The sequence below is a fragment of the Streptomyces huasconensis genome (genome assembly GCF_021028635.1).
GTDB lineage: Bacteria > Actinomycetota > Actinomycetes > Streptomycetales > Streptomycetaceae > Streptomyces > Streptomyces huasconensis.
The window spans coordinates 4,224,081-4,249,566 of sequence record NZ_CP086119.1; the positions used below are offsets into that span (position 1 = coordinate 4,224,081).

Sequence of the window (25,486 nt, forward strand, 5' to 3'; positions counted from 1 at the left end):
CCGGAGGGAATGCCCTCCGGGTCCCATTCGTTCAAGGTGGCAGAAAGTTCTACGTTCAACTAATGTGAGCGCACGAGGAGGTACCGACCATGCCTGCAGTGACCGTCGAGAACCCGCTGACCCTGCCCCGAGTGGTGGCACCGGCCGACGCCGTGGCACGCCCCGTGCTCGCCGTGACGACCGCGCCCAGCGGCTTCGAGGGCGAGGGGTTCCCGGTGCGCCGGGCCTTCGCGGGAATCAACTACAAGCACCTCGACCCGTTCATCATGATGGACCAGATGGGTGAGGTGGAGTACGAGGCGGGCGAGCCCAAGGGCACCCCCTGGCACCCGCACCGCGGCTTCGAGACGGTCACCTACCTGATCGACGGCACCTTCGTCCACCAGGACTCCAACGGCGGTGGCGGCACCATCCGCAACGGCGACACCCAGTGGATGACCGCGGGCTCGGGCCTCCTGCACATCGAGGCGCCCCCGGAGGAGCTGGTCATGTCCGGCGGCCTCTTCCACGGCCTCCAGCTGTGGGTGAACCTCCCCGCCAAGGACAAGATGATGGACCCGCGCTACCAGGACATCCGCGGCGGCCAGGTCCAGCTCCTCACCTCCCCCGACGGCGGCGCGCTGCTGCGCGTCATCGCCGGAGAGCTGGACGGCCACCAGGGCCCCGGCATCACCCACACGCCGATCACGATGATCCACGCCACCGTGCGGCCCGGCGCCGAGGTGACGCTGCCCTGGCGCCAGGACTTCAACGGCCTCGCCTACGTCCTCGCCGGACGCGGCACGGCCGGTGCCGAGCGCCGCCCGCTGCACAGCGGGCAGACGGCGGTCTTCGGCGCGGGCTCCTCGCTGACCGTGCGGGCGGACGAGCGGCAGGACGGGCACACCCCCGACCTGGAGGTCGTCCTCCTCGGCGGGCAGCCGATCCGCGAGCCGATGGCGCACTACGGGCCGTTCGTGATGAACACCCGGGCCGAACTCCAGCAGGCCTTCGAGGACTTCCAGAAGGGCCTCCTCGGCAAGGTCCCGGCCGTCCACGGCATGTAGCCGTACGCCCTGCGGGTGGCGCGCACGGCAGCCGGCCGTACGTGACGTGCGCGACCGGGGGGCGCGTGCTCGGGTGGGAGGGTGCAGACCCTTCTCCCCGAGCCCGTCCGGCGCCTGGCCGCCTGGTGCGTGGTCGTGCTGCTCGTCGTCGGCGTGGGCGCCGTCGGCGTCTGGCTGTGCGTCACCTTCAAGACGGCCGTGACACCGGTCCTGCTCGCCCTGCTCGGCACCGCGCTCCTCGGACCGCTCTACCGGCGCCTGCTCCTGATGAAGGTGCAGCGTTCGCTGGCCGCCGGGCTGACCTGCGCGGCCGTCGTCGCGGTCGTCGGCGGCGTCACGTACATCGTGGTGAAGGCCCTGATCGACACCGGCGATCAGATCATCGCCTCCCTGAAGCAGGCCGCGACCGACGTCGCCAAGTACTTCGGGGCGGCGGGCACTTCGCTCGACGACATGGCGTCCAACGCCAAGGAGCTGCTCGGCAAGTTCGGCGGAACCGCCGCCTCCGGGGTGCTCAGCGGGCTCAGCGTCGTCGGCGAGGTCATCGCCATGGCCGTGCTCGCGCTGCTGCTGGTCTTCTTCTTCCTGCGCGACTCCGGGCGCGCGATGGCCGCCCTGCGCTCGCTGTCGCCCGGCGACTCCGCCGACGTCGTGGAGGCCATGGCGCACCGTGCCTTCACCGCCATCGAGGGCTTCATGCGGGGCACGACGATCATCGCGTTCATCGACGCCCTGTGCATCACCGTGGGGCTGCTGATCCTCCGGGTGCCCGGAGCCGTGGGCCTCGGCGCGCTCGTCTTCGTCGGCGCCTACATCCCCTACCTCGGCGCCTTCCTGTCCGGCGCGGTCGCCGTCCTGGTCGCCCTCGCCGACCGCGGCTTCGCCATCGCCCTCTGGGCACTCGGCGTGGTCCTCGCCGTACAGGTCCTGGAGGGCCACATCCTCCAGCCGGTCATCCAGAGCCGTACGGTGCAGATGCACCCGGCGGTGGTGATGCTGGCGATCACCGCGGGCGCGTCCGTCGCCGGCATCATCGGCATGCTCCTGGCGGTCCCCCTGACAGCAGCGGCCTTCGGCATCCTGGCAGAACTACGCTCCCGCTACACGTCCCCCGCCCCCTAAGGGGCGCGGGGAACTGCGCGCTCAACCCCCACGAACCCGCACCCAGTCACGCACCCAGACCCCCCACCCACCCGCCTTTACTCCGCCCCACCGCCGCCCTCGTACAACTCGAACCAAATGCTCTTCCCGTCCCCCCGCGGGTCCACCCCCCACGCATCCGCCAACAACTCCATCAGCACCAGCCCCCGCCCGGAAGACGCCAGCTCCCCAGGATGCCGCTTGTGCGGCAGATCATCGCTGCCGTCCGCGACCTCCGCCCGCAACCGCCGCGCCCCCGGCTCCCCGCTGACCTCGGCGACGAGCAACGCGTCGCCATCGGTGTGCACGAGGACGTTCGTGAGCATCTCCGAGACCATCAGGACCGCCGAGTCGACCTGGTCCTCGTCCGCCCAGTCGTGCAGCAGGTCCCGCAGGTGGCGCCGGGCCCCGCCGATGCGCTCCGGCTCGGCCTGCGCGACCGTCAGGACCGTGCGGCGGGCGTCCGTGCGCTGCTCCGGGCGGCTGGTCCGGCTCAGCAGCAGGACCGCTATGTCGTCCTCGCGCCGGTCGGCGAGCGGGCCGGTGGTGTAGTGCGAGGAGGGCCCGTGCACGGCCTGCACGAGGGAGTCCGCGAGCTGTTCGAGGCCCTCGCCGTGTTCGCCGCCGTCGCCCTCGCCCCCGTACTCCTCCAGGATCGTCCTGATCCGCGTCCAGCCGCTGTCCAGGTCGTGGCCGCCGGTCTCGATGAGGCCGTCGGTGCAGATCAGCATGGTCTCGCCGGGCTCCAGGACGAGGCGGGTCGTGGGGTAGTCGGCGTCCGGGTCGACGCCGAGCGGCAGCCCGCCCGCCGTAGGACGTTGCAGAACCGTTCCGTCACTCAGGCGTATCGCCGGTTCCGGGTGGCCGGCGCGGCCGATCTCCAGGACGCCGGTCGCCGGGTCCGCCTCGACGTACAGGCAGGTCGCGAAGCGCGGGTCGTACACCGTGGTCTCGTCTGCGCCGCTGCCGCTGGAGCCGTACGTGATGGACTCCGTGATGCCCGACAGGAAGCGCGTGGCCCGGGAGAGCACCGCGTCCGGCCGGTGCCCCTCGGAGGCGTACGCGCGCAGGGCGATCCGCAGCTGCCCCATCAGGCCGGCCGCGCGCACGTCGTGGCCCTGGACGTCGCCGATGACGAAGGCGATGCGGCCGCTCGGCAGCGGGATCATGTCGTACCAGTCGCCGCCGACCTGTAGGCCGCCGCCGGTCGGCACATAGCGGGCGGCCACGCTCATCCCGGGGATCTGCGGGCCGAGCATCGGCAGCATCGACCGCTGGAGGCCCTCGGTCAGCTCCCGCTCGGACTCCGCGACCCCGGCCCGCGACAGGGCCTGCGCCAGCATCCGGGCGACCGTCGTCAGGACGGAACGCTCGTCAGGGGTGAAGGACACCGGGTAGGCGAAGGCGGCCATCCACGCGCCCATCGTGCGGCCCGCCACGGTCAGCGGCAGGAACGCCCACGACTGCCGCTCGAAGCGGCGGGCCAGCGGCCAGGCCGCCGGGTAGCGGCGGCGGTAGTCCTCCGGCGAGGAGAGATAGACGGCCCGGCCGGTGCGCACCACCTCGGCCGCCGGATAGTCGGTGTCCAGCGGCATCGCCGAGAAGGGCCCGTCGTCCCCGGGCTGGTGACCGTGGTGGCCGATGATCGAGAGCCGGTCGCCCGCCACCCCGAAGACCGCGAGCCCGTCCGGAGAGAACCCCGGCATGGAGAGCCCCGCGGCGACCCGCAGCACCTCCTCCGTGGAGCGCGCCTCGGCGAGCGCGCGGCCCGCGTCCAGCAGGAACGCCTCGCGGGAGCGGCGCCAGTCACCCGTCACGGGCGTGCGGGCGGCGGTACCGGGCGCGGGCTCGGTCACCTCCTGGAGGGTGCCGATCAGCTCGTACGCCTCGGTCGCGTCGTGCAGCACGGGCTTGGAGCGGCTGCGTACGGTGCGCAGGACGCGCCGCCCCGTGTCGTCCATGATCCGCAGCCGGGCCTCGGCGAGGGTGCCTTCGGCGACGGCCAGCTGGACGGTTCCGTAGATCTCGTTCCAGTCGACCGGGTGGAAGCGCGAGCGCACGGCCGCCTCCGTCAGCGTCTGGGCACGCGCGGGCAGGCCGAGGAGCCGGGCCGCCTCCGCGTCCAGCGTGACGGCCCCGGAGGCGTTGTCCCACCGCCACAGCCCGGTCGCGATGGCGGCCAGGACCTCCCGCACGGGAGGCAGGGGATCGCCCGCCACCTGCGAGAGAGGGTCGTTCCCCACCTGCGAGGGGGGATCGTCGGTGCGCATTGACCCACTTTAGGAAGATGTACGCCCCCGCCGCCACCGAGCGGGGGGCCTCGGGCGTCCGCGCGGGTGCCCCCGGCGGATATCCGGAAACCGATCTTCGCCCGGACGGTAGCCTTGGGAGGGTCTGCTCTCTCCCCTATTCGCGAAGACTGGATGAACGACGATGCATCGGTACAGGTCCCACACCTGCGGCGAGCTCCGCGCCTCTGACGTCGGCACCGACGTCCGGCTGAGCGGCTGGCTGCACAATCGCCGAGACCTGGGCGGCATTCTCTTCATCGATCTCCGCGATCACTACGGCATCACGCAGCTGGTGGCCCGTCCCGGCACCGCCGCCGCCGAGGTCCTGGACAAGCTGTCCAAGGAGACCGTCGTCCGCGTCGACGGCAAGGTCGTCTCGCGCGGCGCCGACAACGTCAACCCGGAGCTGCCCACCGGCGAGATCGAGATCGAGGCCGCCGAGGTCGAGGTGCTCGGCGCCGCGGGCCCGCTGCCCTTCACGATCAACGCCGAGGACGGGGTGAACGAGGAGCGCCGCCTGGAGTACCGCTTCCTCGACCTGCGCCGCGAGCGCATGCACCGCAACATCATGCTGCGCAGCGCGGTCATCGCCGCGATCCGCTCGAAGATGGTGGCCCTCGGCTTCAACGAGATGGCGACGCCGATCCTCACCGCGACCTCCCCCGAGGGCGCCCGTGACTTCGTCGTCCCCTCCCGCCTGAACCCCGGCAAGTTCTACGCCCTGCCGCAGGCCCCGCAGCAGTTCAAGCAGCTGCTGATGATCTCCGGCTTCGACCGGTACTTCCAGATCGCGCCGTGCTTCCGTGACGAGGACGCCCGCGCGGACCGCTCGCCCGGCGAGTTCTACCAGCTCGACGTCGAGATGAGCTTCGTGGAGCAGGAAGACGTCTTCCAGCCCATCGAGAAGCTGATGACGGAGCTGTTCACGGAGTTCGGCGGCGGCCGCGAGGTCACCTCCCCCTTCCCGCGCATCCCGTTCCGCGAGTCGATGCTGAAGTACGGCAACGACAAGCCCGACCTGCGCGCCAAGCTCGAACTGCACGACATCACCGACATCTTCGCGGGCTCCGACTTCAAGGCCTTCGCGGGCAAGCACGTGCGCGCGCTGCCGGTGCCGGACACGGCGTCGCAGTCCCGCAAGTTCTTCGACGGCCTCGGTGACTACGCCGTGGAGCACGGCGCCAAGGGCCTGGCCTGGGTGCGCGTCGCCGAGGACGGTTCGCTGACCGGCCCGATCGCGAAGTTCCTCACCGAGGCGAACGTCGCGGAGCTGACCAAGCGGCTCGGCCTGGAGGCCGGCCACGCGGTCTTCTTCGGCGCGGGCGAGTTCGACGAGGTCTCGAAGATCATGTCGGCGGTGCGCGTCGAGGCCGCCAAGCGCGCGGGCCACTTCGAGGAGGGCGTCTTCCGGTTCTGCTGGATCGTCGACTTCCCGATGTACGAGAAGGACGAGGAGACCGGCAAGATCGACTTCTCCCACAACCCCTTCTCGATGCCCCAGGGCGGCATGAAGGACCTTCAGGAGAAGGACCCGCTGGACATCCTCGCCTGGCAGTACGACATCGTCTGCAACGGCATCGAGCTGTCCTCGGGCGCCATCCGCAACCACGAGCCCGAGGTCATGCTGAAGGCCTTCGAGATCGCGGGTTACGACGCGGAGACCGTGGAGCACGAGTTCGCGGGCATGCTGCGCGCCTTCCGCCTCGGCGCCCCGCCGCACGGCGGCATCGCGCCGGGCGTCGACCGCATCGTGATGCTCCTGGCCGACGAGCCGAACATCCGCGAGACGATCGCCTTCCCGCTCAACGGCAACGCCCAGGACCTGATGATGGGCGCGCCGACGGAGCTGGACGAGTCGCGGCTGCGGGAGCTGAACATCGCGCTGCGTAAGCCTGCGGCGCAGTAGCGGCGTCGGACGTCGAAGAAGGGCCCCGGAACCGCGAGGTTCCGGGGCCCTTCTTTTCGTTCCGCCAGGTGACCTCAAGTCCCCTGTGCGGTGCCGGGGTTGCCGGCACGGGCGCCCGATTCCCTGAGGCCTGAGGCTTCAAGCCTGGGGCTAGGGGCCTTGGGTCGAGGTGGCGAGATGTGGCTGTCTGTACGCGGACCATGGAGGGCCCACGCAACGGTGCGTGTCGTCGCGGGAACCGGTGGTCGTCAGGGAGACGCGGCGGCGCTGGGCAGGTGACGGGTGCCGTGAGGGGCGGTCCCTCAGGCGGCGTGGGTGGGCGAGGCGTCCGCCTCGGCCTCGGCCCACTCGGTGACGAGCTGCTCGTACACCCGACGCTCGTCGGGCCGCAGCCGTCCACCGGCACCCAGCCACAGCGCACGGATCTCCTCGTTGACCTCGTCGGCAGTGCGCCGCCGGGCGGGGGAGGGAGTCGTGGCCATGCAGTGAAGCTTACGTAGGGAAGTGTGAAGACGGCGTCAAATCAAGCCGTCCCCCTGCATGACATAGCTCACCGTGACGTCAACCACGGGTCGCGTCACCGGGGGCTGGCTCGTGGCCATGCCGAGGACGTACGGGATGAAGGCGCTCAGTGCCTGCTCCGTCTCGCCGGCGGGAAAGCCCGCCGCCTCGCGCCACTCGGCGGCGCCGGTCGCGGCGGGCACGGTCGGCTTGCCGTAGACCTCGTCGTCGACCAGTTCGATCAGTTCGTCCTTGTCGGCGCATGCAGGCAGGGGAAGTTGGCGCCCGCGTCGAGACGGGTGCCGAACTTGCGCACGCCGTACGCAAGCTGCGTACGGCGTGCGGCAGTGTGGACGGGCGGGTGGCTATGGCGTTGGGGGCGTGTCCTCGGCGAAGAGTTCGTCGACGCTCTGGACCGTGAAGGCCCGGTCCAGCCAGCGCGCGAGGACGTCGAGGTCGGTGCAGGCGGTGATGCGCTCGCGGGCGTCTTCGGGGAGCGGGACGAGACGCCGGTCGAGGAGACGGACGACAGTACCGGCGGCCATAGCCAGAGCCTCGGCCGCACCCTCGGCCTTGCCCTCTGCCCTGCCTTCGGCCTTGCCCTCTGCCCTGCCTTCGGCCTTTCCGTCGGCCTTGCCCTCGAAGTAGGCCTGCTCGCGAAGCGTGCCCCGGCCCGGGAAGTAGCTGACGAACGTCATGAGTTCTCTCCATTCCGCTCCGGCCGGGGTGTTCCCCAGACCGACGTCCAAAAGGTCGCTGTAGTAGTCGGCGGACTTCTTGTCGGTCGCTCGCAGGGCACGAGCCAGCGCGTCCAGTATGGCGCCGGTGTCCTTGCTCCGGCCATGTGTCAGGGCCGAGAACGCCGCCATCGCCAAGTCCCGTGCCGCCACGGACGGGTCGGTGATGACGGGTACGTTCTCGGGCCCGAGGACGAGAGGATGCGTGCTGAGTGCCGTCCATCCCAGGGCGCCGCAGGTGAACGGCCCCGCCGCCCATCTCGCGGTCGCCCTGTCCTGGCAGATGACGAGGAGCAGTACCGGCAGCTCGTACTTCGCCTGGAGATACGCGACGTAGTACGCCCAGCTCGCCTCTTTGCCCGCGTCGCGCTTCCCCTGGGCCTCGATGGCCAGGAGGAAGCTGTCGCAGCCGTCGGACGGCTCGACGCGGAGCACGCTGTCGATGCGGCGCTCGAGGGGACGGATCTCTGTGGTGTCGGGTGTGAGGACCTCCACGATCGCCTTGGCGGGCGGCGGGACGCCGAGCAGCCCGAAGACGGGGCCGAGGATCTCCGGGCGCTCCTGGAAGATCCGGTGGGAGGCCTCATGGCGTGAGGTGACCATGAGGTGAAGCCAAGCGGGTTCGCGGGGCGGGGGCCGGGTGAATGGGCCTGCGGTCACTCTTTCGAGCGTCGAGGAAACGTTCAGGTGCCTGTTCCCGGGACGGGGGCCGGGGCCGGGAGCGGGGCCGGGGGCGGTGCCCGGCCCGCTGGAGCTGGGCCGGCGTCACCCCTTCTTCATCAGTTCCACCGCCCTGCTGAAGCTGTCCGAGCCGTGGCCCGCCTCCACCACGCGGCGGAAGATGTCGCGCACCGCTTCCGGGAACGCCGTGTCCACGCCCGCGTCCGCCACCGTGTGGACGACGTGGTCCATGCTGGCCAGGCCCATCGAGCTGCGGTCCACGTCGCCCTCGTGGTTGCCCGCGTCGATGCGGGGTGCGTAGAAGTCGATGAAGTGGCCCATCCCCGCGAAGTTCTCCGAGGCGTACGGGGCGATCTCCGCGGCGGTGAGGCCGTGGGCGCCGGCCAGGGCCACGGCCTGCCAGTAGGCGATCATCGACGGCCAGAAGATGGCCATGTTCAGCTGGTACATCAGCGCGGCCAGGCCGGGGTCCTCGCCCCGGTAGTCCGTCTTGCCGGTGATGACTTCGAGGGCGGCGCGATGCGTGTCGTACGCCTCGCGAGGACCGCTGTAGAACGTCGACGCGTCCGGCGTGCCGATCAGCGGCGGCGGGCACAGGACGCCGCCGGTGAGGTGGGTCCCGCCCAGTTCCGTGATCCAGCGGGCGCCCGCCCGTGCCTTCTCGGGGGTGTCGGAGCTGAGGTTGACCAGGGTGCGGCCCGCGACGGCCTCCTTGAAGGGTTCGAGGATGTCGTACATCGCGTCGAAGTGGGTGAGGCTGAGGACCGTCAAGTCCGAGGCGCGCAAAGCCTGTTCGGGGGTGGCGGCCAGGGTCGCGCCGCGCTCCACGAGGGCGTCGGCGCGGGATGCCGTGCGGTTCCAGAGGGTGACGCGGTAGCCGCGGTCGAGAAAGGCGGAGGCCATGGCCTGGCCCATGGGGCCGAGGCCGATGACGGTGACGGTGGGGGAGTTGGTGGTAGCGGGGTGCGAGGTGTCGGACACGGGGGCTCCTTGTTCGTGGCAGCGGTGAAGGCGTAGCTGGACTAGAACGAGCGCTCTATCTAGCGGCTCGGGCAGAAACGTAGCACAGCTCTAGAACGAACGCTCTACTTAATTTTTCGGTAGGGTGCTCCCATGGCCCCCCGCAGCGCCGCGAAGAGCGCGAACCCCAGCACCCGCGACCGGATCGTCACCGTCGCCGCACGGCTCATTCAGCGGCAGGGATACGTGGGCACCGGCATCAAGCAGATCGCCAAGGAGGCCGAGGCCACGCTCGGCTCCGTCTACCACTTCTTCCCCGGCGGCAAGGAAGCCGTGGCGGTGGCCGCATTGACGTACAGCGCCGAGGAGTTCGCGGAGCTGCTGCGCGAAGGGCTGGCCGGTGAGGACGCGCCGGGCCCGGCCATCGAGCGCTGCGCGGCCGTGCTCGCCGTCGGACTCCGGGAGTCGGGGTGGATCGACGGCTGCCCCGTGACGGCGGCGGCCCTGGAGACGCTCGGCACGGACTCCGAGATCCAGCGGGTCTGCGCGGAGGCGCTGCGCGGCTGGGAGCGGATCGTCGAGGAACGGCTCACCGCGTCCGGGATCGCCCCCGAGGACGCCCGGGATCTGGCGACGACCGTGATCAGCGCGCTGGAGGGCGCCGAGGTGACGGCCCAGGTCAACCGGAGCGAAGAGCCACTGCGGGCGGCGGGACGGCAGTTGGCACGGCTGGTGGGCTCGTACGGGTAGAGGCCCCGCCGGCCTCCGCGTCCGCTACGGCGGCGGAGGTCTCCGTATCGGGGCCTGGCACGCCGACCTCACGCCGTCGGTACCCCCCCACGGGCTGTCGACGCCGACAGCGCGGTGATGTCCGCCCAACTGACTGACCGCATCAGGCCTGGTCGACCCCCAGGCGAAGAAAATCTGGAGGGACCTGATGACGACGATCAACTACTTCTTCCGGCATGAGGTCGCCGAAAAGGTGCGGGAAGAGGGCCGTGAAGAGGCGCGGGCCGAGGAGCGGGCCAGAGTCATCCTGCGCACGCTCGACTGGCGCGGTATCGAGCTGTCGGAAGCCGACCGGGAGCGGGTGCGGTCCTGTGGTGACCTCGGCCGCCTCGCGCTGTGGCTCGACCGTTGTTACGAGGTGACCGACGCGGCCGGCCTGTTCGACGGTGACGGTGACGGCGAGGGCGCCTGACGTATGACGAGTCCCGCCGCGCCCCGTCGTGATCCGGGGCGTGGCGGGACTCTTCCGTGGTCCGGTCGCGTGCCGTTCCGTTACGCGGTCGGCTTCTCCTCCAGGCGGGGGAAGAGCACCGCGCCCTTCGTCACCGTCGCGCCGGGGGCGAGGCGGCCCCACGTGGCCGCGTCCTCGATGCGCTGGTCGGCCAGCGCGCCCAGGGAGGCCTCCGCGCCGAGGGAGTCCCAGAGCTTCTGGGACGTCTCCGGCATGACCGGGTTGAGGAGGACCGCCACCGCGCGGAGCGCTTCCGCCGCCGTGTAGAGGATCGTCGCCAGGCGGGCCTTGCCCTCGGGGTTGCCCGCTGCGTCAGCAGCATCAGAGAATGCGGTCTTGGCCACCTTCCACGGCTCCTGCTCCGTGATGTAGCCGTTGACCTGCTTCACGAAGTCGAAGATCGCCAGGATGCCGCCCTGGAAGTCCAGCTCCTCGCCGATCTTCCGGTCGGCCGCCGCGACGGCCTTCGCGAGGCCCTCGTGGATCGCCTGCTCCGCGTCGCCGTCGGCCGTCGCGGCCGGCAGCTCCCCGCCGAAGTACTTGCCGACCATGGCCGCGACGCGCGAGGCGAGGTTGCCGTAGTCGTTGGCCAGCTCGCTGGTGTAGCGCGCGGAGAAGTCCTCCCACGAGAAGGAGCCGTCGCTGCCGAAGGCGATGGCGCGCAGGAAGTACCAGCGGTACGCGTCCACGCCGAAGTGCGAGGTCAGATCCTGCGGCTTGATGCCGGTCAGGTTCGACTTCGACATCTTCTCGCCGCCGACCATCAGCCAGCCGTTCGCCGCGATCCTGCCCGGCACCGGCAGGCCCTGCGCGAGCAGCATCGCGGGCCAGATCACCGCGTGGAAGCGGAGGATGTCCTTGCCCACCAGGTGCACGTTGGCCGGGAAGGTCGAGGCGAACTTCTGCTCGTCCGCGCCGTAGCCGACGGCCGTGGCGTAGTTCAGGAGGGCGTCGACCCAGACGTAGATGACGTGCTTGTCGTCCCAGGGGACCTTCACGCCCCAGTCGAACGTCGAGCGCGAGATGGACAGGTCCTGCAGGCCCTGCTTGACGAAGTTCACGACCTCGTTGCGCGCCGACTCCGGCTGGATGAAGCCGGGGTTGGCCTCATAGAGGGCGAGGAGCTTGTCGCCGTACTCGCTGAGCTTGAAGAAGTAGTTCTCCTCCTTGAGGAGTTCCACCGGCTTCTTGTGGATCGGGCAGAGCTTCTGGCCTTCGAGGGGGCCCTCGCCGTCGATCAGGTCGCCGGGGAGCTTGTACTCCTCGCAGCCCACGCAGTACGGGCCTTCATACCCGCCCTTGTAGATCTCGCCCTTGTCGTAGAGATCCTGGACGAACTCCTGGACGCGGTCGGTGTGACGCTTCTCCGTCGTACGGATGAAGTCGTCGTTCGCGATGTTCAGGTGTTCCCAGAGGGGCTTCCAGGCCTCGGTGACGAGCTTGTCGCACCACTCCTGGGGGGTGACGTCGTTCGCCTCGGCCGTGCGCATGATCTTCTGACCGTGCTCGTCCGTGCCGGTGAGGTACCACACCTTCTCGCCGCGCTGACGGTGCCAGCGCGTGAGCACGTCCCCTGCAACGGTCGTGTAGGCGTGGCCCAGGTGAGGAGCGTCGTTTACGTAGTAGATGGGGGTCGAGACGTAGAACGCCTTCGCGTTCTCGTCCGCTCCCTGCTTCTCGAGTCCAGTGGCCGCCATGGGCGAAATCCTAACGGCCTCGTGAAGATCCACTCACCTCGATATCAGGGGGTGGACCCGGCTGCTCCGGTTGCCGGGTCCACCGTTCGGCCGCCGTTCGGACGCCGTCCGATCGCCGGCCGGCAGCCGTGGGGGCTACGGGCGCCAGGACGCCAGCAGGCCCTCGTACAGCTCCTTGTCCGTCAGCTCGCGGGGCGTGGGGCCCGCGTGGAAGAACGCCGCGTTCTCCGCCTTGAGCTTGCGGAGGTAGTCGAAGCCCTTCGCGTCGTGGTCGCCGAAGGCGATGAACTGGAAGAACAGCGGGTGCGCGGCGGCGTCCGCCAGGGCCTGGGTCGCGGGGCCCTTCGCGTCGGGCGCGCCGTCCGTCTGGAAGATCACCAGGGCGGGGGTGCCGTTCTCCTTGTGCTCCGACTTCTCGTAGTGCGATACGACCTCTTCGATCGCGCGGTGGTAGCTCGTGCGGCCCATGTGGCCCGCGGCGGCGTGCAGCTCGTCGATGCGGCCCTCGTGCTCGGGGAGGGTGAGGGTGCCGGCGCCGTCGATGTCCGTGGAGAAGAAGACGACGTGGACCGTGGCCTCGGGGTCCGGCGTCAGGTGGGCGGCCAGGGCGAGGGTCTGGTCGGCGAGGCTTTGGGCGGAGCCGTCCTTGTAGTACGGGCGCATGGAGCCGGAGCGGTCCAGTACGAGGTAGACGGGGGCGCGGGTTCCTGTGAGGTCGTTCTTCTTCAGGGCGGCGCCGGCGGCCTTGTACGCGGTGGCGAGGGCGGGGGCCTTGGCCTTGACCTTGGCGGCGGAGAGGGCGGGCTTGGGCTTGGGCTCCGCGGGGGGCTCCGCAGGGCTTTGCGGTTCGGGCTTGGCCTTGGGTTCGGCTCGGTTTTCGGGTTCGGCCTTGGCCTTGGGCTCCGCCGGGGGAGGTGTGGCTTCCGGGGTTTCATCGGTACCGGCTGCTTCGGGCTCCGCGGCGGGCGGTGTACTTGCCGGTGCTTCATCGGCCTCGGCGGCTTCGGGCTGTGCCCACCCGTCCCGCCCTGCGGGACGATTGCCCACAGCGGTGGGGACGGTGGTGGACGGCTCAGCCCCCGGCTTCGCCTCCTCCGGCGTATCCCCCGACGTACCCCCCGGCGTCGCGCGGCCCGTCCCCTGGGGCGGGACCGTGACGTTGTCGAAGGCCGCGGCCACCAGGTCGTCGACCGTGGAGGGCGTCGGCTCGGGGCTGGGGGACGGGAGCGTGGCCTTGGGGGCCGGCTCCGGGGTGGGTTCCGGGGCCGATTCCGGGGCCCGGTCTGCGGTGGGTTCCGGGGACGGGGACGGCAGCGTCACGTCCTCCGCGGGGGCCGGTTCCCCGGACGTGGGGGCACGCTCGGGCTCCCGTGCCTCGGGAACGCTCTCCTTGCGTGACCGTCCGAACGCGTTCCGCAGGCGACTCAGAATGCCCATGTGCGCAACCCTTCGCGTGAGTTGATTCCCGAAAACCCCTGGAATCCCTGGCCAGGGCGGACACGTAAGGTTAGCCGCCGCCGTCCGTGATCTTCGGCAGGGTCGCCGCCCGGTCGCCCCACGCGTCAACGCGCGCTCAACTTCCTCCCATGTGTCGCGGATTCACCTCCCGTTCACCCGCAGGCCGCCGCCGTGCCGGAACCCGCACCTAGCCTCACGTCGGAATCAAGCCACGCCATGACGACGGAGGATCAGATCCGTGCCCAAGCTGCTGCCGATCATCACCTCGCATCAGGGGAGCGGCGGCCGTTCCGCCCTGACCTGCCGCTTCCGCTGCGGTGACGCCTGCTTCGGCGAGGTGCCCAACACCAGCGAGAACGAGTACGTCGGTGACGTCATCGCCGGTGCGCTCAGCCGCCGTTCGATGATGCGCGCCGCCGCCGTCGTGACGGTCGCCGCCACCGCGGGCGGCAGCCTCATAGCGGGCCCCGGAGTCGGTGAGGCCGCCGCGGCCGCCCCCGAGGGACGTACGGCCAAGAAGGGCAAGGGGGCCCGTGGCCTGCGGTTCACGCCCGTCGCGCCGAACACCGAGGACGTCGTCACCGTCCCCACGGGCTACGAGCAGAACGTCGTCATCCGCTGGGGCGAGCCCATCCTGCGCGGCGCGCCCCCCTTCGACCCGGACCGGCAGACCGCCAAGGCACAGGCCGGGCAGTTCGGTTACAACAACGACTTCCTCTCCCTGCTGCCGCTCCGCGGGAAGCACGGCGGGCACGGCGGGCACGACCGCCAGGTCCTCGTCGCCAACCACGAGTACACGGACGAGATCCTGATGTTCAAGGGGTACGACCCCGAGAACCCGACCCGTGAGCAGGTCGAGATCGCCTGGGCGGCGCACGGCCTCTCCGTCGTCGTGGTGGAGGGCGAGCGGCGCGGCGGCGCGCTGCGCGCCGTCCCCCGGCACCACCTGAACCGCCGCCTCACCGCCACCAGCCGCTTCCGCCTCTCCGGTCCCGTCGCGGGCAGCGACCTGGTCCGTACGAAGGCCGACCCGCGCGGCACCACGGTCCTCGGCACGCTCAACAACTGCTCCGGCGGCACCACGCCCTGGGGCACCACGCTGCACGGCGAGGAGAACTTCAACCAGTACTTCGCCAACGCGGTGAAGGTGACCGACCCGACGGCCGCCGCCCGCCTCAAGCGCTACGGCGTGTCCGGCGCCGCCTCCGAGCGGAAGTGGGAGCGGTTCGACGACCGCTTCGACCTCGCCAAGGAGCCCAACGAGGCCAACCGTTTCGGCTGGGTCGTCGAACTCGACCCGTACGACCCGGATTCGACGCCCCGCAAGCGCACCGCGCTCGGCCGCTTCAAGCACGAGGCCGCCCAGCCGCGCCTCACCCACGACGGGCGCCCGGTGGTCTACATGGGCGACGACGAGAAGTTCGACTACTTCTACAAGTTCGTCAGCAGCAAGCGGATGGCCAAGGGCACGTCCCGCGCCGCGCACGAGCACAACCTCACGCTGCTCGACGAGGGCACCCTCTACGTCGCCAAGCTGACCGGTGACTCCCCGGCCGCCGACATCGACGGCAAGGGCACCCTGCCGGGCGACGGCGAGTTCGACGGCAGCGGCACCTGGATCCCGCTCGCCACGGCCGGGCCCGGCGGCAAGGCCGTCAGCCACGTCGAGGGCATGACCGCCGAGGAGGTGTACGTCTTCACGCGCCTCGCCGGTGACAAGGTCGGCGCCACGAAGATGGACCGGCCCGAGGACATCGAGCCGTCGCCGCACACCGGCAAGGTGTACGTCGCGCTCACCAACAACTCCGACCGCGGCAAGGCGGGCAAGGCGGGCGCCGACGAGGCCAACCCGCGCAACCTCAACAAGCACGGTCAGGTCCTTGAGCTGACCGAGCGCCGGGGCCGGGCCGAGGCCACCACCTTCGCCTGGTCGCTGTTCCTCGTCGCCGGTGACCCCGACGACCCCTCGACGTACTTCGCGGGCTTCCCCAAGGACCGGGTCTCCCCGATCTCCTGCCCGGACAACGTCGCCTTCGACCCGCACGGCAACCTGTGGCTGTCCACCGACGGCAACCAGCTCGGCTCGCACGACGGCCTGTTCGGCGTCGCCACGCGCGGCGAGCGGCGCGGTGAGCTGAAGCAGTTCCTGACCATGCCGACCGGCGCGGAGACCTGCGGCCCGCTCATCCAGGACCGCCGGGTGCTCGTCTCCGTGCAGCACCCCGGCGAGGTGGACGGCGCGTCCGCAGAGAAGCCCGCGAGCACCTGGCCCGACGGCCCCGGCAAGCTGGTGCGGCCGTCGGTCGTGTCGGTGTGGCGCGAGGACGGCCGCGACATCGGCGTCTGACGAGGAGAGGAAGGGGGCGGGCCGGGCCCGGGCTCAGTCGTCGTGCCTGCGGCGGTGGACCGCGCGGCCGAGCCCGGCCGCGCCCAGGGCGGCCATGCCGCCACCGGCCGCCATCAGGGGCACCTCATCGGGCGCATCGGCGGTGACCCCCGCCGGCTTCGGCCTCTCCGCGGCGGAGGCGGCCGCGGCCGGGACGACGGCGAAAGCAGCGAGGGCCCCCGTGGCGGCGACGGCTCCGGTGGCGACGGCGGCGGTACGGAAGGTACGGCGGGTGACGCGCATGTCGTGGCTCCTTGCTGGGCGGTCCGGATGTCCGTCTCCGCGCCCCTCAGCGGGGGCGACGCCTACGAAGCTACGGGCGCCGTATGTGCGTCATCCGTAGGCAAGGCAACAAGTGGCCACCTGACGTGACCCAGTACCGTAAATCCGCTGAAATCGCAGGTCAGAGCGGTCGGGCCGGACGTCACCCGGTGGCCGGGACCAACGACCCGCCGGCGGCCCCGCGGGCGTCGCCGGAGCGCAGCAGCCACTCCGTGTAGGCGGGGGACTGCCGGGCCGCTTCCCAGTAGGCGGCCTCCAGCTCGCCGTAGACCGCGTTCAGCTCCTCCTCCGTGCGGGCCGCCACCATCAGGCGTACGCCGAGGGGGTCGCCGTGGAGGGGGCGTACGGCCATGTCGGCGCGGGCCCGTGAGGTCGGCTGGCAGAGCGTGACGACCTCGCCGGTGGCGACGAGGGACGCCGCGGTGAGGTAGTCGCCGTGCAGGACAGGGGGGTTGAGCCCGGCCGAGGTCAGGACGCGGCGCAGGCCGTCCCACTCGCCGTCGACGGTGGGGTCGACCATCCAGCGGTCGTCCGCGAGGTCGCAGAGCCGTACGACGGGCCGGTCCGCGGCCGGGTGGTCGGCGGCGAGGGAGACGAACTGCGGCTCCCGGTCGAGGAGGACGCGTCTTCGCAGGGACTCCGGCAGCCGCAGCGGGCTGCCCTCGACCTCGTGCACGAACGCGACGTCGAGCTGGGCCCCGGCCACCATGCGCAGCAGCGCGTTGGCGGAGACGTCCATCTGGAGCGAGATCTCCGTGCCGGGCAGCCGGACCCGCAGCCGGCGCAGCCACCCCGGTATGGCGCGGCTCGCCGTGGAGCCGATGCGCAGCCGGGGGCCCTCGGCGGCGTGGGCGGCGGCCGCCCGGGTCTCGGCGACCAGGGACCGCATCTCCGTGACGAGGGGCCGGGCCCGGCTCAGGACGACCCGGCCGAGCGGGGTCGGCCGGCAGCCGGTGCGCTCGCGGGCGAAGAGCTGGCCGCCGAGCGCGTGCTCGATGCGGCGCAGCTGGGTCGTCAGCGACGGCTGGCTCATGCCGAGCTGACGCGCCGCCTTGTGCAGGCTGCCGGTGTCGGCGATGGCGCACAGCGCGCGGAGGTGCCGGACCTCAAGCTCCATGGCCGTTGAGCGTAGAGGCGGTACGGCTGCCGCACCAGACACCCAAACCCCATGAGAACCAGCCGTTCTGGGCGGTCCGGCCCCCGGTGATAGTCCCGGGCTATCGCGAGTTGCCATCATCCCCACGCGCCTCATGCTCCCCGAGACTCACAGCCACCGAAAAGTTCACCTTTCATCGACCCCCCACGGTCGGTCGAACGAGTAGGGAGCCCCCCACACATGAGCAGCGTCAGCAGCGGCATGCGCAAGCGATACCTGTCCGTCGCGGCCGTCCTCGGCTTCGCCGTCACCGGACTCGGCGCCACATCGGCCACCGCGGCCCCGGTCGCCCCCACGGCCCCGTCCGCCTCGTACGCCCAGTACGACGGTTCGGCCCAGGAGGCCAAGGCCAACAAGGCGTTCTTCGAGGCCGTCGTGAAGGCGGTGGCCGAGAAGCGTGCCGCCAACCCCGGGGCGAAGTCGGTGACGGTCGTCTACGACGCCTCCGGAGCGCCCACCTTCGCCCGCCAGATAGCGGCCTCCACATCCATATGGAACGCGGCGGTCTCCAACGTCAAGCTCCAGCAGGGCACTTCGGGCGCCAGCTTCTCGTACCGCGAGGGCAATGACCGGCGCGGCTCGTACGCGAGCACCGACGGGCACGGCAAGGGCTACATCTTCCTGGACTACGCGCAGAACAAGGAGTACGACTCCACCCGCGTCACCACGCACGAGACCGGGCACGTGCTGGGGCTGCCGGACACCTACGACGGGCCGTGCAGCCAGCTGATGTCGGGCGGCGGCCCCGGCCCGTCCTGCACCAACGCGCAGCCGGACGCGGCGGAGCGCTCGAAGGTCGAGCAGCTCTGGGCCAACGGTCTGGCGAAGGCCCTGCACAAGGTCCGCTAGCGGGTCCGGAGCCGGAGCGCTATGCCGTGGGGGTGGCGATGGCCCGCGCCGCCCCCACTTCCTGGCGCAACGGCTCAAGCACGCTCTCCTTCGGCCCGACGGTGAACTCCGTACGCACCTCTTCGAGCACCGCCGACGCCCGCAGGCCCGCGGCCAGCTCCCGCAGCTCGCGCGCCACTTCGGCCACCTCGTCGGGTGCCGGCGGCGGCGCCCCGTGCCGGATGCGGACCCGCGCGGCGGTCGTCGCGTCCAGGATGCGTTCGACGGCGACGACCAGCGGCCACCAGGCGGCGGCGCGCGTGCCGGTGGGCGGTGGCTCGGTCAGGGCCCGCTGGAACTCGGAGCGGATGACGGACAGGTCGCGGTAGAGGCGGCGGCGCATCCGGGCCCGGGCGGCCGGTTCGACCGAGGCGCCGAACGCGGACTCCACATACCCGGCGGTGTCGGCGACCGCGTCCGCGAGCCGGTCGCCGATCCGGGTGCCCCAGCTCTCGGGCCAGAGCAGATAGCCCGCGACGAGCGCGATGGCGCAGCCGATCAGGCTGTCGACCAGACGCGGCACGACCAGGCCGAGGCCCTGGTGGTTGAGGATGTCGGAGAGCAGCAGGATCACCGGGGTGATCGCGGCCGTCTGGTAGCCGTAGCCGCGTGTGGTGAGGGCCGGGATGAGCGGGGCGAGCAGCATCATCACCGGCACGTCCCACCAGCCGTGCGGCACCTGGACGAGGACGGCGGCGGCGACCACCAGACCGGCGGCCGTGCCGAGCGCGCGCAGGACGGCGCGGGAGAAGACCGAGCCGAAGTCGGGCTTGAGGACGAACGTGACGGTGAGCGCGACCCAGTACGACCTGGGCACGTCGACCAGCGAGACCAGGGCCTGCGCGATGCCGATGCAGAGCGCGAGCCGCAGGCCGTAGCGCCAGGAGGCGCCGGACAGGACGACGTTGCGGGCGGCGCGGCGGACCCGCACGCGCAGCGCGGCGGGGTGGCCGAGGCGGTCGTCGGCCCCGATGACGCCGAGCGGGTCGGCGTCGCCCAGCGTCTCCACCGCGTGCAGCACGGCGTGGTCGAGGGCGCGGGCGGCGTGGTCGCGGGGCTCGGGGAGGCGTTCGGGGTCCGGGGCCCAGGCGGTCGGGGCGCCGCCGCCGTCCTCGACGGCCCGCGCCATGTCGCGGACGACGGCGGGGATCTCCGGCGGCAGGCGTACGCAGGCGTGGCGGGCGCTCAGGTGGGTGGCGGGGGCGGCTTCGACGATCGGCGTGAGGGCGTTCAACCGGGCGACCAGGCGCACCAGTTCCGGGTTGCGGCCGTGGTCGCGGGCGCGGCGGGCGAGGACGAGGTCGTAGCTCTGGTTGAGGGAGGCGGTGACGGCGGCGCGCGCGTCGTCGTACGCGTCCGTGCCCGCGGCGTCGAGGAGCGCGGCCACCGCGCGGTAGGCGTCGGCGACGGCGGCGCGTTCGGGGACACCGGACCGCAGCGGCCAGGCGAGCAGGCCGAGCGCGAGGACGAGGAGGCCGCCGCCGGTCATCAGGGCCGGGGCGAGCCACCACTGGCCCGGCATGGGAAGGCCCGCGCCCACCACGCAGTTGAGCAGCAGGAGCAGCCCGCCGACGGAGGCGACGGCGCCGATCGTCGACATCATCCCGGAGACGAGCGCCACGAACGTGACGGCGCCGACCGCCACCCAGCCGTGCCCGAAGACGAGCGAGCCGAGGGTGACGCCGAGGGCGCCGAAGAGCTGCGGCACGGCGATGTTGAGGACGCGCATGCGGTAGGCGTCGGCGGTGTCGCCGATGACGCCGGACAGGGCGCCCATGGAGGCGAGCGCGCCGTACGTCGGCTGTCCGGCGAGGATGCCGGCGGCGAGCGGCAGGGCCATGGCGACCGAGGCGCGGGCGACGGCCGCCCAGGGGATGGGCGCGGACTGCGGTTTGAGGGACCGGACGAGCCAGTCGGGCGGGGTGAGCGGGCGCCGGGGGCCGCGTGATTCCGGAGGGGCGGCGGGGGTCTCACGGGGCATGTGCCCATTATCGCCGCTTTACGTCACTTGCCCTGGCCGGTGGTTCAACGCTCCGTGTCCGCCCGGTGCAGCGTGAGCGTGACGACGAGCGCCCGGTGGTCGGTGTTCCCGATCTCCAGGAAGCGGGCGTCGCGGGCCGCGAAGTCCGGGGTGGCGAGGACGTGGTCGATCTGCGTGCCGAGCGGCGCGGGCACGGCCGTGGGCCAGCTGGGGGAGCGCGAGGAGCCGTCGAGGCGGGCGGCGTCGCGCAGCCCCTGGTCGAGGACCGAGCGGAACGCGGCGTGGTCCTGCGTGGCGTTGAAGTCCCCGGCGATGATGGTGGACCTGCCGTTCCCGGCGGCGGCGTACTCCCGGAGCTTGCCCATCTCCTCGCGCCACAGGCCGACATCGCCGGGCACCGGCGGCATCGGGTGCGCGAGCAGAATCCGTACCGGATGGCCCTTCACCTCGGCGACGGCACCCGGCATCCCGAGGGTGGCCCGTACGCGGTGCGGGTCCTTCAGCGGCACCTTGGAGAGGATGACGGAGCCCTCGGGGCCGTACGCGGCGACGGCCTGGCGGTGGGGGTAGTCGGCGCGGGGCACCTCCTCGCGCAGCAGGGCGGCGCAGGCGTGGTCGCACTCCGGGACGAACAGCAGATCGGGCCGCTCCTCGCGCACGGCTTTGATCAGTCCCTTCGTGCCGCGCCCGTACTCCACGTTCGACGTCATCACGCGCAGCTCGGCGACGGCGGGGCCGCGCGGCGCGTCGGTGGTGCCGTAGGGCTCCGTGTACCAGGCGACGAGGCCGAGCACGACGACGCCCCACACCATCCCGGCGCGCCACCGGCCGAGCACGGCCAGCGCCAGTCCGGCGACGGCGGGCACGAGCAGCCAGGGCAGGAAGGCGAGCAGCTGCGGTACGGGGGTGAAGCCGTCGGAGTCGGCGACGCGGAAGCCGATGACCCCGCTGACCCCGGCGAACAGCAGCCCGGCCCCCCAGGCGGCGGCCCGTCCCCGGCGCCGGGGCGCGCGTTCCGCCGTGTCCTCTTCGGCGTCGGGGGCGAGCGTCAGGCTGTCCCCGCTGTCCGTCCTGCGCAAGGCGTGGACCTCTCGTCTCGGTGGCTGCCGCGACTGGCTGCCCGCATCCTCCCTCAGAGACGGGGCGGGGCGGACGGCGGTTGCCCGGGCCGGAGGGGCCGGAGGAAGGGGCGGTCGGTGGGGGTGACGGCGTGGTGCGGGCCGGTGGCGGCGAGGACGACGTCGAGGACGCGCTCCGGGTCGGCGGTGTAGCAGTGGGCGTACCAGGCCATGTTGGCCTCGACCACGGCCCACCGGCCCCCGGTCAGCGGCCCGACGTCCAGGACGACGGCGCCGGGCAGCCCCGGCCCCGCCCCGGCACACCGCGCGACCACCCGCTCGGCGAAGGCGCGGGCACCGGAGGCGAGCGGCCCGGGATCGAGCAGCCCGCGCACCGCGTACCGGCCGCCGGTGACCACACGCCCGTCCCGTACGAAGCACCGGTACTCGGCGGCGAACTCGACGACCTCACTCACCAGTACGGTGGCGTCGTCCGTGATCCGGGCCGAGGCGTTGGGCGGCGGCAGCCGCGAGCCGTCCGCGTAGACGGCGGCCGGGAGCGACTTGTCCGACGGCGGCTTGACGAAGGCGGGGCGCCGCAGCGCGCGGGCCTCGCCGAGCGTCGTCGACTGGATGCGGCGGTGGGTGAGTTCGTACGACAGGGCGGCGAGCCAGGTGTCGGCCGGTTCCAGCAGCGCGATGCCGGCGGGGACGGCGACCCGGTCGGCGGCGAGCGGGCCGCCGTACCAGTGCAGGTCCCCGCGTGCGCCCGGCCCCCGCTCCGGCACGCGCTCCAGCACCGGCAGCCCGCGCCGCGCGGCCGCCTCGGCGAGCAGCACGGCGGTGCTGCTCCTCGGGTACGGGATCAGGAGCCCGGCGGTTCGGGCGCTGCCGGGGGCCGGTCCGTCCAAGGCAGTGCCTCTCGCTCCGCGGGTCATGGTGCCTACCGAGGGGAATCCTGCCGCACGCGGATGCGTGCCAGCCCGGCGGCCGGGGCCCCGACAGGGGCGCGGGGAAAGGTGCGAGCGACCCCCGCCGGCCCGCGGTCGGCGAGCGACCGCGAGCTCGCTGTCCTGAGGGGCGCGGGGAACGGCGCGAGCAACCCCCCACCGCCCCGCAGTCGACAAGCGACCGCAAGGCCCCCCTCCTCAGGGGCGCGCGGAACCGCGCAACCGGGGCAGCAGCCACGCCCCCAGGGCCACCAGCAGCCCCACCCCCACGAGGACCCACGCGGCGGTCCGCAGGGACGCCGTCAGCGCGTCGTACACCGCGCCCGCCGCGTCGCGGGAGACGTCGGAGGGCAGGTCGTCGAGGGTGAGGGCGCGGCCGATCGCGACGGCGGCCACCAGGGCCGCGGCGGCGAGGGCCGCGCCGAGTGCCGTGGCGACGACCGCCCGGCGGCGGCGCGTGGCGAGGAGTACGCCCGCGACGGCGAGGAGGGCCGCCGCCACCGCGGGCCACACCCCGGCCACCTGGAGCGCGTGGAAGCACTGCCGCAGCTGCCCGAGGTCCTGGGACTGCAGGATCGTGATCTCGGTGTGCCGTACCGGGATCTTCGAGGCCAACGGCACGCCGTCGTCGGAGAGTTGCCGCTTGATCTGCTCGGTGATGGGGGCGAGGTCGATGACGACCTCGCCGTTAGTGTCGTCGTTCAGCGCCGACTGCACGGCGTCGTGCGCCGCGCGGTTCGCCGCGTCCCAGGCCGTCCTGTAGGCCGCCGTCTCCGTGAACGACCGCACGGCGTCGTGCACGAACGCCTCGACCGTGCCCTGGAGCGGGCCCGCGTCGATCTCCTTCATCACCGCGCCGCTCACCTCCTCCGCCACCGCCGTGCGCACCGCGTCGTCGGAGGCGAGCGGCGCCATCGTGGCGACGTAGCCGTCCCGGTCCCCGATCTCGTGCTTCGCCCAGGTGGAGAGCGCGCCGAGCGGGACCAGGAGGCAGGCCAGGACGAGCAGGGCGGCGGACAGGACGGTTTTCGGCACGCCTACAGGCAAAGCCCCGGCCGCGCGGGATGCGACCGGGGCGACTGCATATGGGGCAATCGGCGTACGGGCCGAGCCGCGCTACTTGCGGTTGTACAGCCGCATCGTCACCGGCCCGAACACCGCCACCAGCAGCAGCGCCCAGCCGAACGTCCACGCCAGCTCCGTCATCGGCGACGTGCCGTCCATCAGGGCGCGGACCGCCGAGGAGACATGGGTGATGGGGTTGTTGTTGACGAAGGCCTGGAGCCAGCCCGGCATCGTCTCCGGCTTCACGAAGATGTCGCTGAGGAAGGTCAGCGGGAAGATCACCATCATGCTGACGCCCATCACCGACTTCTCGGTGCGCAGCAGCAGCCCGAACATCGTCCAGATCCACGAGAACGCGAACGAGAAGACGAGCAGCACCGCGATCCCGGCCACGACGCCCACGAACCCGCCGTCCGGCCGGAAGCCCATGATGAGGCCGACGGTCAGGATGACCACGGAGGCGATGGCGTACCGCAGGGCGTCGCCGAGGAGGTAGCCGACCATCACCGAGGGCCGCCAGATCGGCAGCGTGCGGAAGCGGTCGAAGACGCCCTTCTCGATGTCGGTGTTGACCGAGACGCCCGTGTACATCGTGATCATGACGACGGACATCACGAGGATGCCCGGCAGCAGGTACTGGATGTACTCGCTCGGCGACCCGGCGAGCGCGCCCCCGAAGAGGTACGTGTACATCAGCACCATCATGATCGGGAACGCCGTGACGTCGAAGAGCTGCTCCGGTACGTGCTTGATCTTGAGCATGGCGCGCCAGCCGAACGTCAGGCTGGCGGAGAGCGCGCTCGGCCGCGGCGGCCGGTCGGTGGAGATCAGCAGCTCGGCGAGGGAGTCCGTGCGGACGGGGGCGAGATCCTGCGTCTCGGCGGGGGCGGCGGTGCTCATGCCCTGGCCTCCTTCTCGAGATCGGTCGCGGGGGCGTGGTGGTGGCCGGTGTCCGAGCCGGTCAGGGCGAGGAAGACCTCGTCCAGGCTGGGCTGCCCCAGCGCGAAGTTGTCGACGGTGATGCCGGCGCGGGCCAGCTCGGCGAGGGCGCGCGAGGCCTGCTCGGCGGCACCCCGCCCGTCGCGCCCGCCGTCCGTGCCGACGCGGGCGGTCAGCGCCACGGGATCGGGCTCCAGCTGGACCTGCGCGTCGAGGACCGCCCCGAGGAGCCGCGCCGCCTCCTCCCGCCGCTCGGCGTCCCGCAGCCGTACGTGGACGGAGCCCGCGCCGACGGATGCCTTCAGCTCGCCCTTGGTGCCCTCGGCGATGACCTTGCCCCGGTCGATGACGGCGATGCGGGCCGCCAACTGGTCGGCCTCGTCGAGGTACTGGGTGGTGAGCAGGACCGTCGTGCCGTGGCCGACAACCGCGCGCACGATGTCCCAGACCTGGTTGCGGCTGCGCGGGTCGAGGCCCGTCGTCGGCTCGTCCAGGAAGAGCAGGTCGGGGGTGTTCAGGATGGACGCGGCGATGTCGATGCGGCGCCGCATGCCGCCGGAGTAGTTCTTCACCTGGCGGCCCGCCGCCTCGGTGAGGCCGAACGCCTCCAGGAGCTGCCCGGCCCGCTCCCGCGCCGCCTTCTTGGCGTGCCCGGTGAGGCGGGCCAGCAGTATCAGGTTCTCCATGCCGGTCAGGTCCTCGTCGACCGACGCGTACTGCCCGGTGAGGCTGACCCGGCTCCGTACGGCATCGGCCTCGCGCACCACGTCGTGGCCGAAGACGTGCGCCTCGCCGCCGTCGGGCCGCAGCAGGGTGGCGAGCATCTTGACGGCGGTGGTCTTGCCCGCGCCGTTCGGTCCGAGGACGCCGTACACCGTGCCGGCCGGGACGGAGAGGTCGATGCCGTCGACCGCGCGGTTGTCGCCGAAGGTCTTCACCAGACCCGCGGTCTCGATGGCCATGCTGCTCATGTCCGCCCGCCTTCTCACAAGAATCTCCGCGAAGGAGTGTCGTCAGGAGGGCAGACCGGGTCCGCCCCGGAAACTCATCGGTCTCCAGTGTGGCGCGGCTTCCGGTGGAGCGCTGGGCCGAACGGGTGTTTCCTGGATGAGGGAACGAGGAGG

The 25,486-nt window shown here is 71.9% G+C and carries 22 protein-coding genes; 7 read left to right on the forward strand and 15 right to left on the reverse strand.

Annotation, left to right across the window (positions count from 1 at the left end; genetic code table 11):
- Positions 1–89 precede the first annotated feature (89 nt).
- The gene (locus J2N69_RS19265) at positions 90–1,046 is read left to right on the forward strand and encodes a pirin family protein (RefSeq protein WP_230901890.1); all 957 of its coding nucleotides are present in this window, start codon (positions 90–92) and stop codon (positions 1,044–1,046) included.
- Between the two features lie 81 nt (positions 1,047–1,127).
- The gene (locus J2N69_RS19270; protein WP_230901891.1) at positions 1,128–2,168 is read left to right on the forward strand and encodes an AI-2E family transporter; all 1,041 of its coding nucleotides are present in this window, start codon (positions 1,128–1,130) and stop codon (positions 2,166–2,168) included.
- 77 nt (positions 2,169–2,245) lie between these two features.
- Here the strand turns inward: J2N69_RS19270 and J2N69_RS19275 are convergent, their stop codons facing one another.
- Positions 2,246–4,456, reverse strand: coding sequence for an ATP-binding SpoIIE family protein phosphatase (locus tag J2N69_RS19275; protein ID WP_230901892.1), 2,211 nt, complete (start codon positions 4,454–4,456; stop codon positions 2,246–2,248).
- A 163-nt stretch (positions 4,457–4,619) separates the two neighbouring features.
- Here J2N69_RS19275 and aspS point away from each other — a divergent pair, with 163 nt between their 5' ends.
- Entirely contained in the window at positions 4,620–6,383 is a 1,764-nt protein-coding gene (gene aspS, locus J2N69_RS19280; RefSeq protein ID WP_230901893.1) for an aspartate--tRNA ligase, read from the forward strand.
- A gap of 302 nt (positions 6,384–6,685) precedes the next feature.
- Here the strand turns inward: aspS and J2N69_RS19285 are convergent, their stop codons facing one another.
- From J2N69_RS19285 to J2N69_RS19300, 4 genes are all read right to left on the reverse strand, one after another.
- Entirely contained in the window at positions 6,686–6,865 is a 180-nt protein-coding gene (locus J2N69_RS19285) for a hypothetical protein (RefSeq protein ID WP_127911157.1), read from the reverse strand.
- A 36-nt stretch (positions 6,866–6,901) separates the two neighbouring features.
- Entirely contained in the window at positions 6,902–7,087 is a 186-nt protein-coding gene (locus J2N69_RS19290) for a hypothetical protein (RefSeq protein WP_230901894.1), read from the reverse strand.
- A gap of 162 nt (positions 7,088–7,249) precedes the next feature.
- On the reverse strand, positions 7,250–8,224 hold the full coding sequence (locus tag J2N69_RS19295) for an RpnC/YadD family protein (protein WP_230901895.1): 975 nt from the start codon (positions 8,222–8,224) through the stop codon (positions 7,250–7,252).
- 162 nt (positions 8,225–8,386) lie between these two features.
- Positions 8,387–9,283: an NAD(P)-dependent oxidoreductase gene (locus tag J2N69_RS19300; protein WP_269075617.1), complete on the reverse strand. Its 897-nt coding sequence runs from the start codon at positions 9,281–9,283 to the stop codon at positions 8,387–8,389.
- 132 nt (positions 9,284–9,415) lie between these two features.
- Between J2N69_RS19300 and J2N69_RS19305 the strand changes: the two genes are divergently transcribed.
- Entirely contained in the window at positions 9,416–10,012 is a 597-nt protein-coding gene (locus J2N69_RS19305; RefSeq protein ID WP_230901896.1) for a TetR/AcrR family transcriptional regulator, read from the forward strand.
- Between the two features lie 187 nt (positions 10,013–10,199).
- Positions 10,200–10,463 (forward strand): hypothetical protein, encoded by a 264-nt coding sequence (locus J2N69_RS19310; protein ID WP_230901897.1) that lies wholly within the window; start codon positions 10,200–10,202, stop codon positions 10,461–10,463.
- Positions 10,464–10,543: 80 nt separating this feature from the next.
- Here the strand turns inward: J2N69_RS19310 and metG are convergent, their stop codons facing one another.
- Together metG and J2N69_RS19320 are read right to left on the reverse strand one after the other, a co-directional pair.
- Positions 10,544–12,199 carry a methionine--tRNA ligase gene (gene metG, locus J2N69_RS19315; protein ID WP_230901898.1) on the reverse strand — a complete coding sequence of 552 codons (1,656 nt, stop codon included), beginning with the start codon at positions 12,197–12,199 and terminating at the stop codon, positions 10,544–10,546.
- Between the two features lie 135 nt (positions 12,200–12,334).
- On the reverse strand, positions 12,335–13,636 hold the full coding sequence (locus J2N69_RS19320; protein ID WP_230901899.1) for a VWA domain-containing protein: 1,302 nt from the start codon (positions 13,634–13,636) through the stop codon (positions 12,335–12,337).
- Positions 13,637–13,895: 259 nt separating this feature from the next.
- Between J2N69_RS19320 and J2N69_RS19325 the strand changes: the two genes are divergently transcribed.
- Positions 13,896–16,004, forward strand: coding sequence for a PhoX family protein (locus J2N69_RS19325; protein ID WP_230901900.1), 2,109 nt, complete (start codon positions 13,896–13,898; stop codon positions 16,002–16,004).
- Positions 16,005–16,037: 33 nt separating this feature from the next.
- Here J2N69_RS19325 and J2N69_RS19330 read toward each other — a convergent pair whose 3' ends face one another.
- Together J2N69_RS19330 and J2N69_RS19335 are read right to left on the reverse strand one after the other, a co-directional pair.
- Positions 16,038–16,286, reverse strand: a complete 249-nt coding sequence (locus tag J2N69_RS19330; protein ID WP_230901901.1) for a hypothetical protein — start codon at positions 16,284–16,286, stop codon at positions 16,038–16,040.
- A gap of 181 nt (positions 16,287–16,467) precedes the next feature.
- The gene (locus J2N69_RS19335) at positions 16,468–17,442 is read right to left on the reverse strand and encodes a LysR family transcriptional regulator (RefSeq protein WP_230901902.1); all 975 of its coding nucleotides are present in this window, start codon (positions 17,440–17,442) and stop codon (positions 16,468–16,470) included.
- 240 nt (positions 17,443–17,682) lie between these two features.
- Between J2N69_RS19335 and snpA the strand changes: the two genes are divergently transcribed.
- On the forward strand, positions 17,683–18,330 hold the full coding sequence (gene snpA, locus J2N69_RS19340) for a snapalysin (protein WP_230904777.1): 648 nt from the start codon (positions 17,683–17,685) through the stop codon (positions 18,328–18,330).
- Between the two features lie 19 nt (positions 18,331–18,349).
- On the opposite strand, the gene J2N69_RS19345 is transcribed toward snpA, so the two are convergent.
- The 6 genes from J2N69_RS19345 to J2N69_RS19370 all read right to left on the reverse strand — a co-directional run bounded on the left by J2N69_RS19345 (position 18,350) and on the right by J2N69_RS19370 (position 25,333).
- Positions 18,350–20,350 (reverse strand): FUSC family protein, encoded by a 2,001-nt coding sequence (locus J2N69_RS19345; protein ID WP_230901903.1) that lies wholly within the window; start codon positions 20,348–20,350, stop codon positions 18,350–18,352.
- 44 nt (positions 20,351–20,394) lie between these two features.
- Positions 20,395–21,429: an endonuclease/exonuclease/phosphatase family protein gene (locus J2N69_RS19350; protein WP_408056750.1), complete on the reverse strand. Its 1,035-nt coding sequence runs from the start codon at positions 21,427–21,429 to the stop codon at positions 20,395–20,397.
- A gap of 53 nt (positions 21,430–21,482) precedes the next feature.
- Positions 21,483–22,319: an ATP-grasp domain-containing protein gene (locus tag J2N69_RS19355; RefSeq protein ID WP_230901904.1), complete on the reverse strand. Its 837-nt coding sequence runs from the start codon at positions 22,317–22,319 to the stop codon at positions 21,483–21,485.
- A 237-nt stretch (positions 22,320–22,556) separates the two neighbouring features.
- Positions 22,557–23,393: a hypothetical protein gene (locus J2N69_RS19360; RefSeq protein WP_230901905.1), complete on the reverse strand. Its 837-nt coding sequence runs from the start codon at positions 23,391–23,393 to the stop codon at positions 22,557–22,559.
- Between the two features lie 81 nt (positions 23,394–23,474).
- On the reverse strand, positions 23,475–24,323 hold the full coding sequence (locus J2N69_RS19365) for an ABC transporter permease (protein ID WP_230901906.1): 849 nt from the start codon (positions 24,321–24,323) through the stop codon (positions 23,475–23,477).
- On the reverse strand, positions 24,320–25,333 hold the full coding sequence (locus J2N69_RS19370; protein ID WP_127911150.1) for an ATP-binding cassette domain-containing protein: 1,014 nt from the start codon (positions 25,331–25,333) through the stop codon (positions 24,320–24,322). Before J2N69_RS19370 ends, J2N69_RS19365 begins: the two co-directional genes overlap by 4 nt.
- Positions 25,334–25,486: the final 153 nt, after the last annotated feature.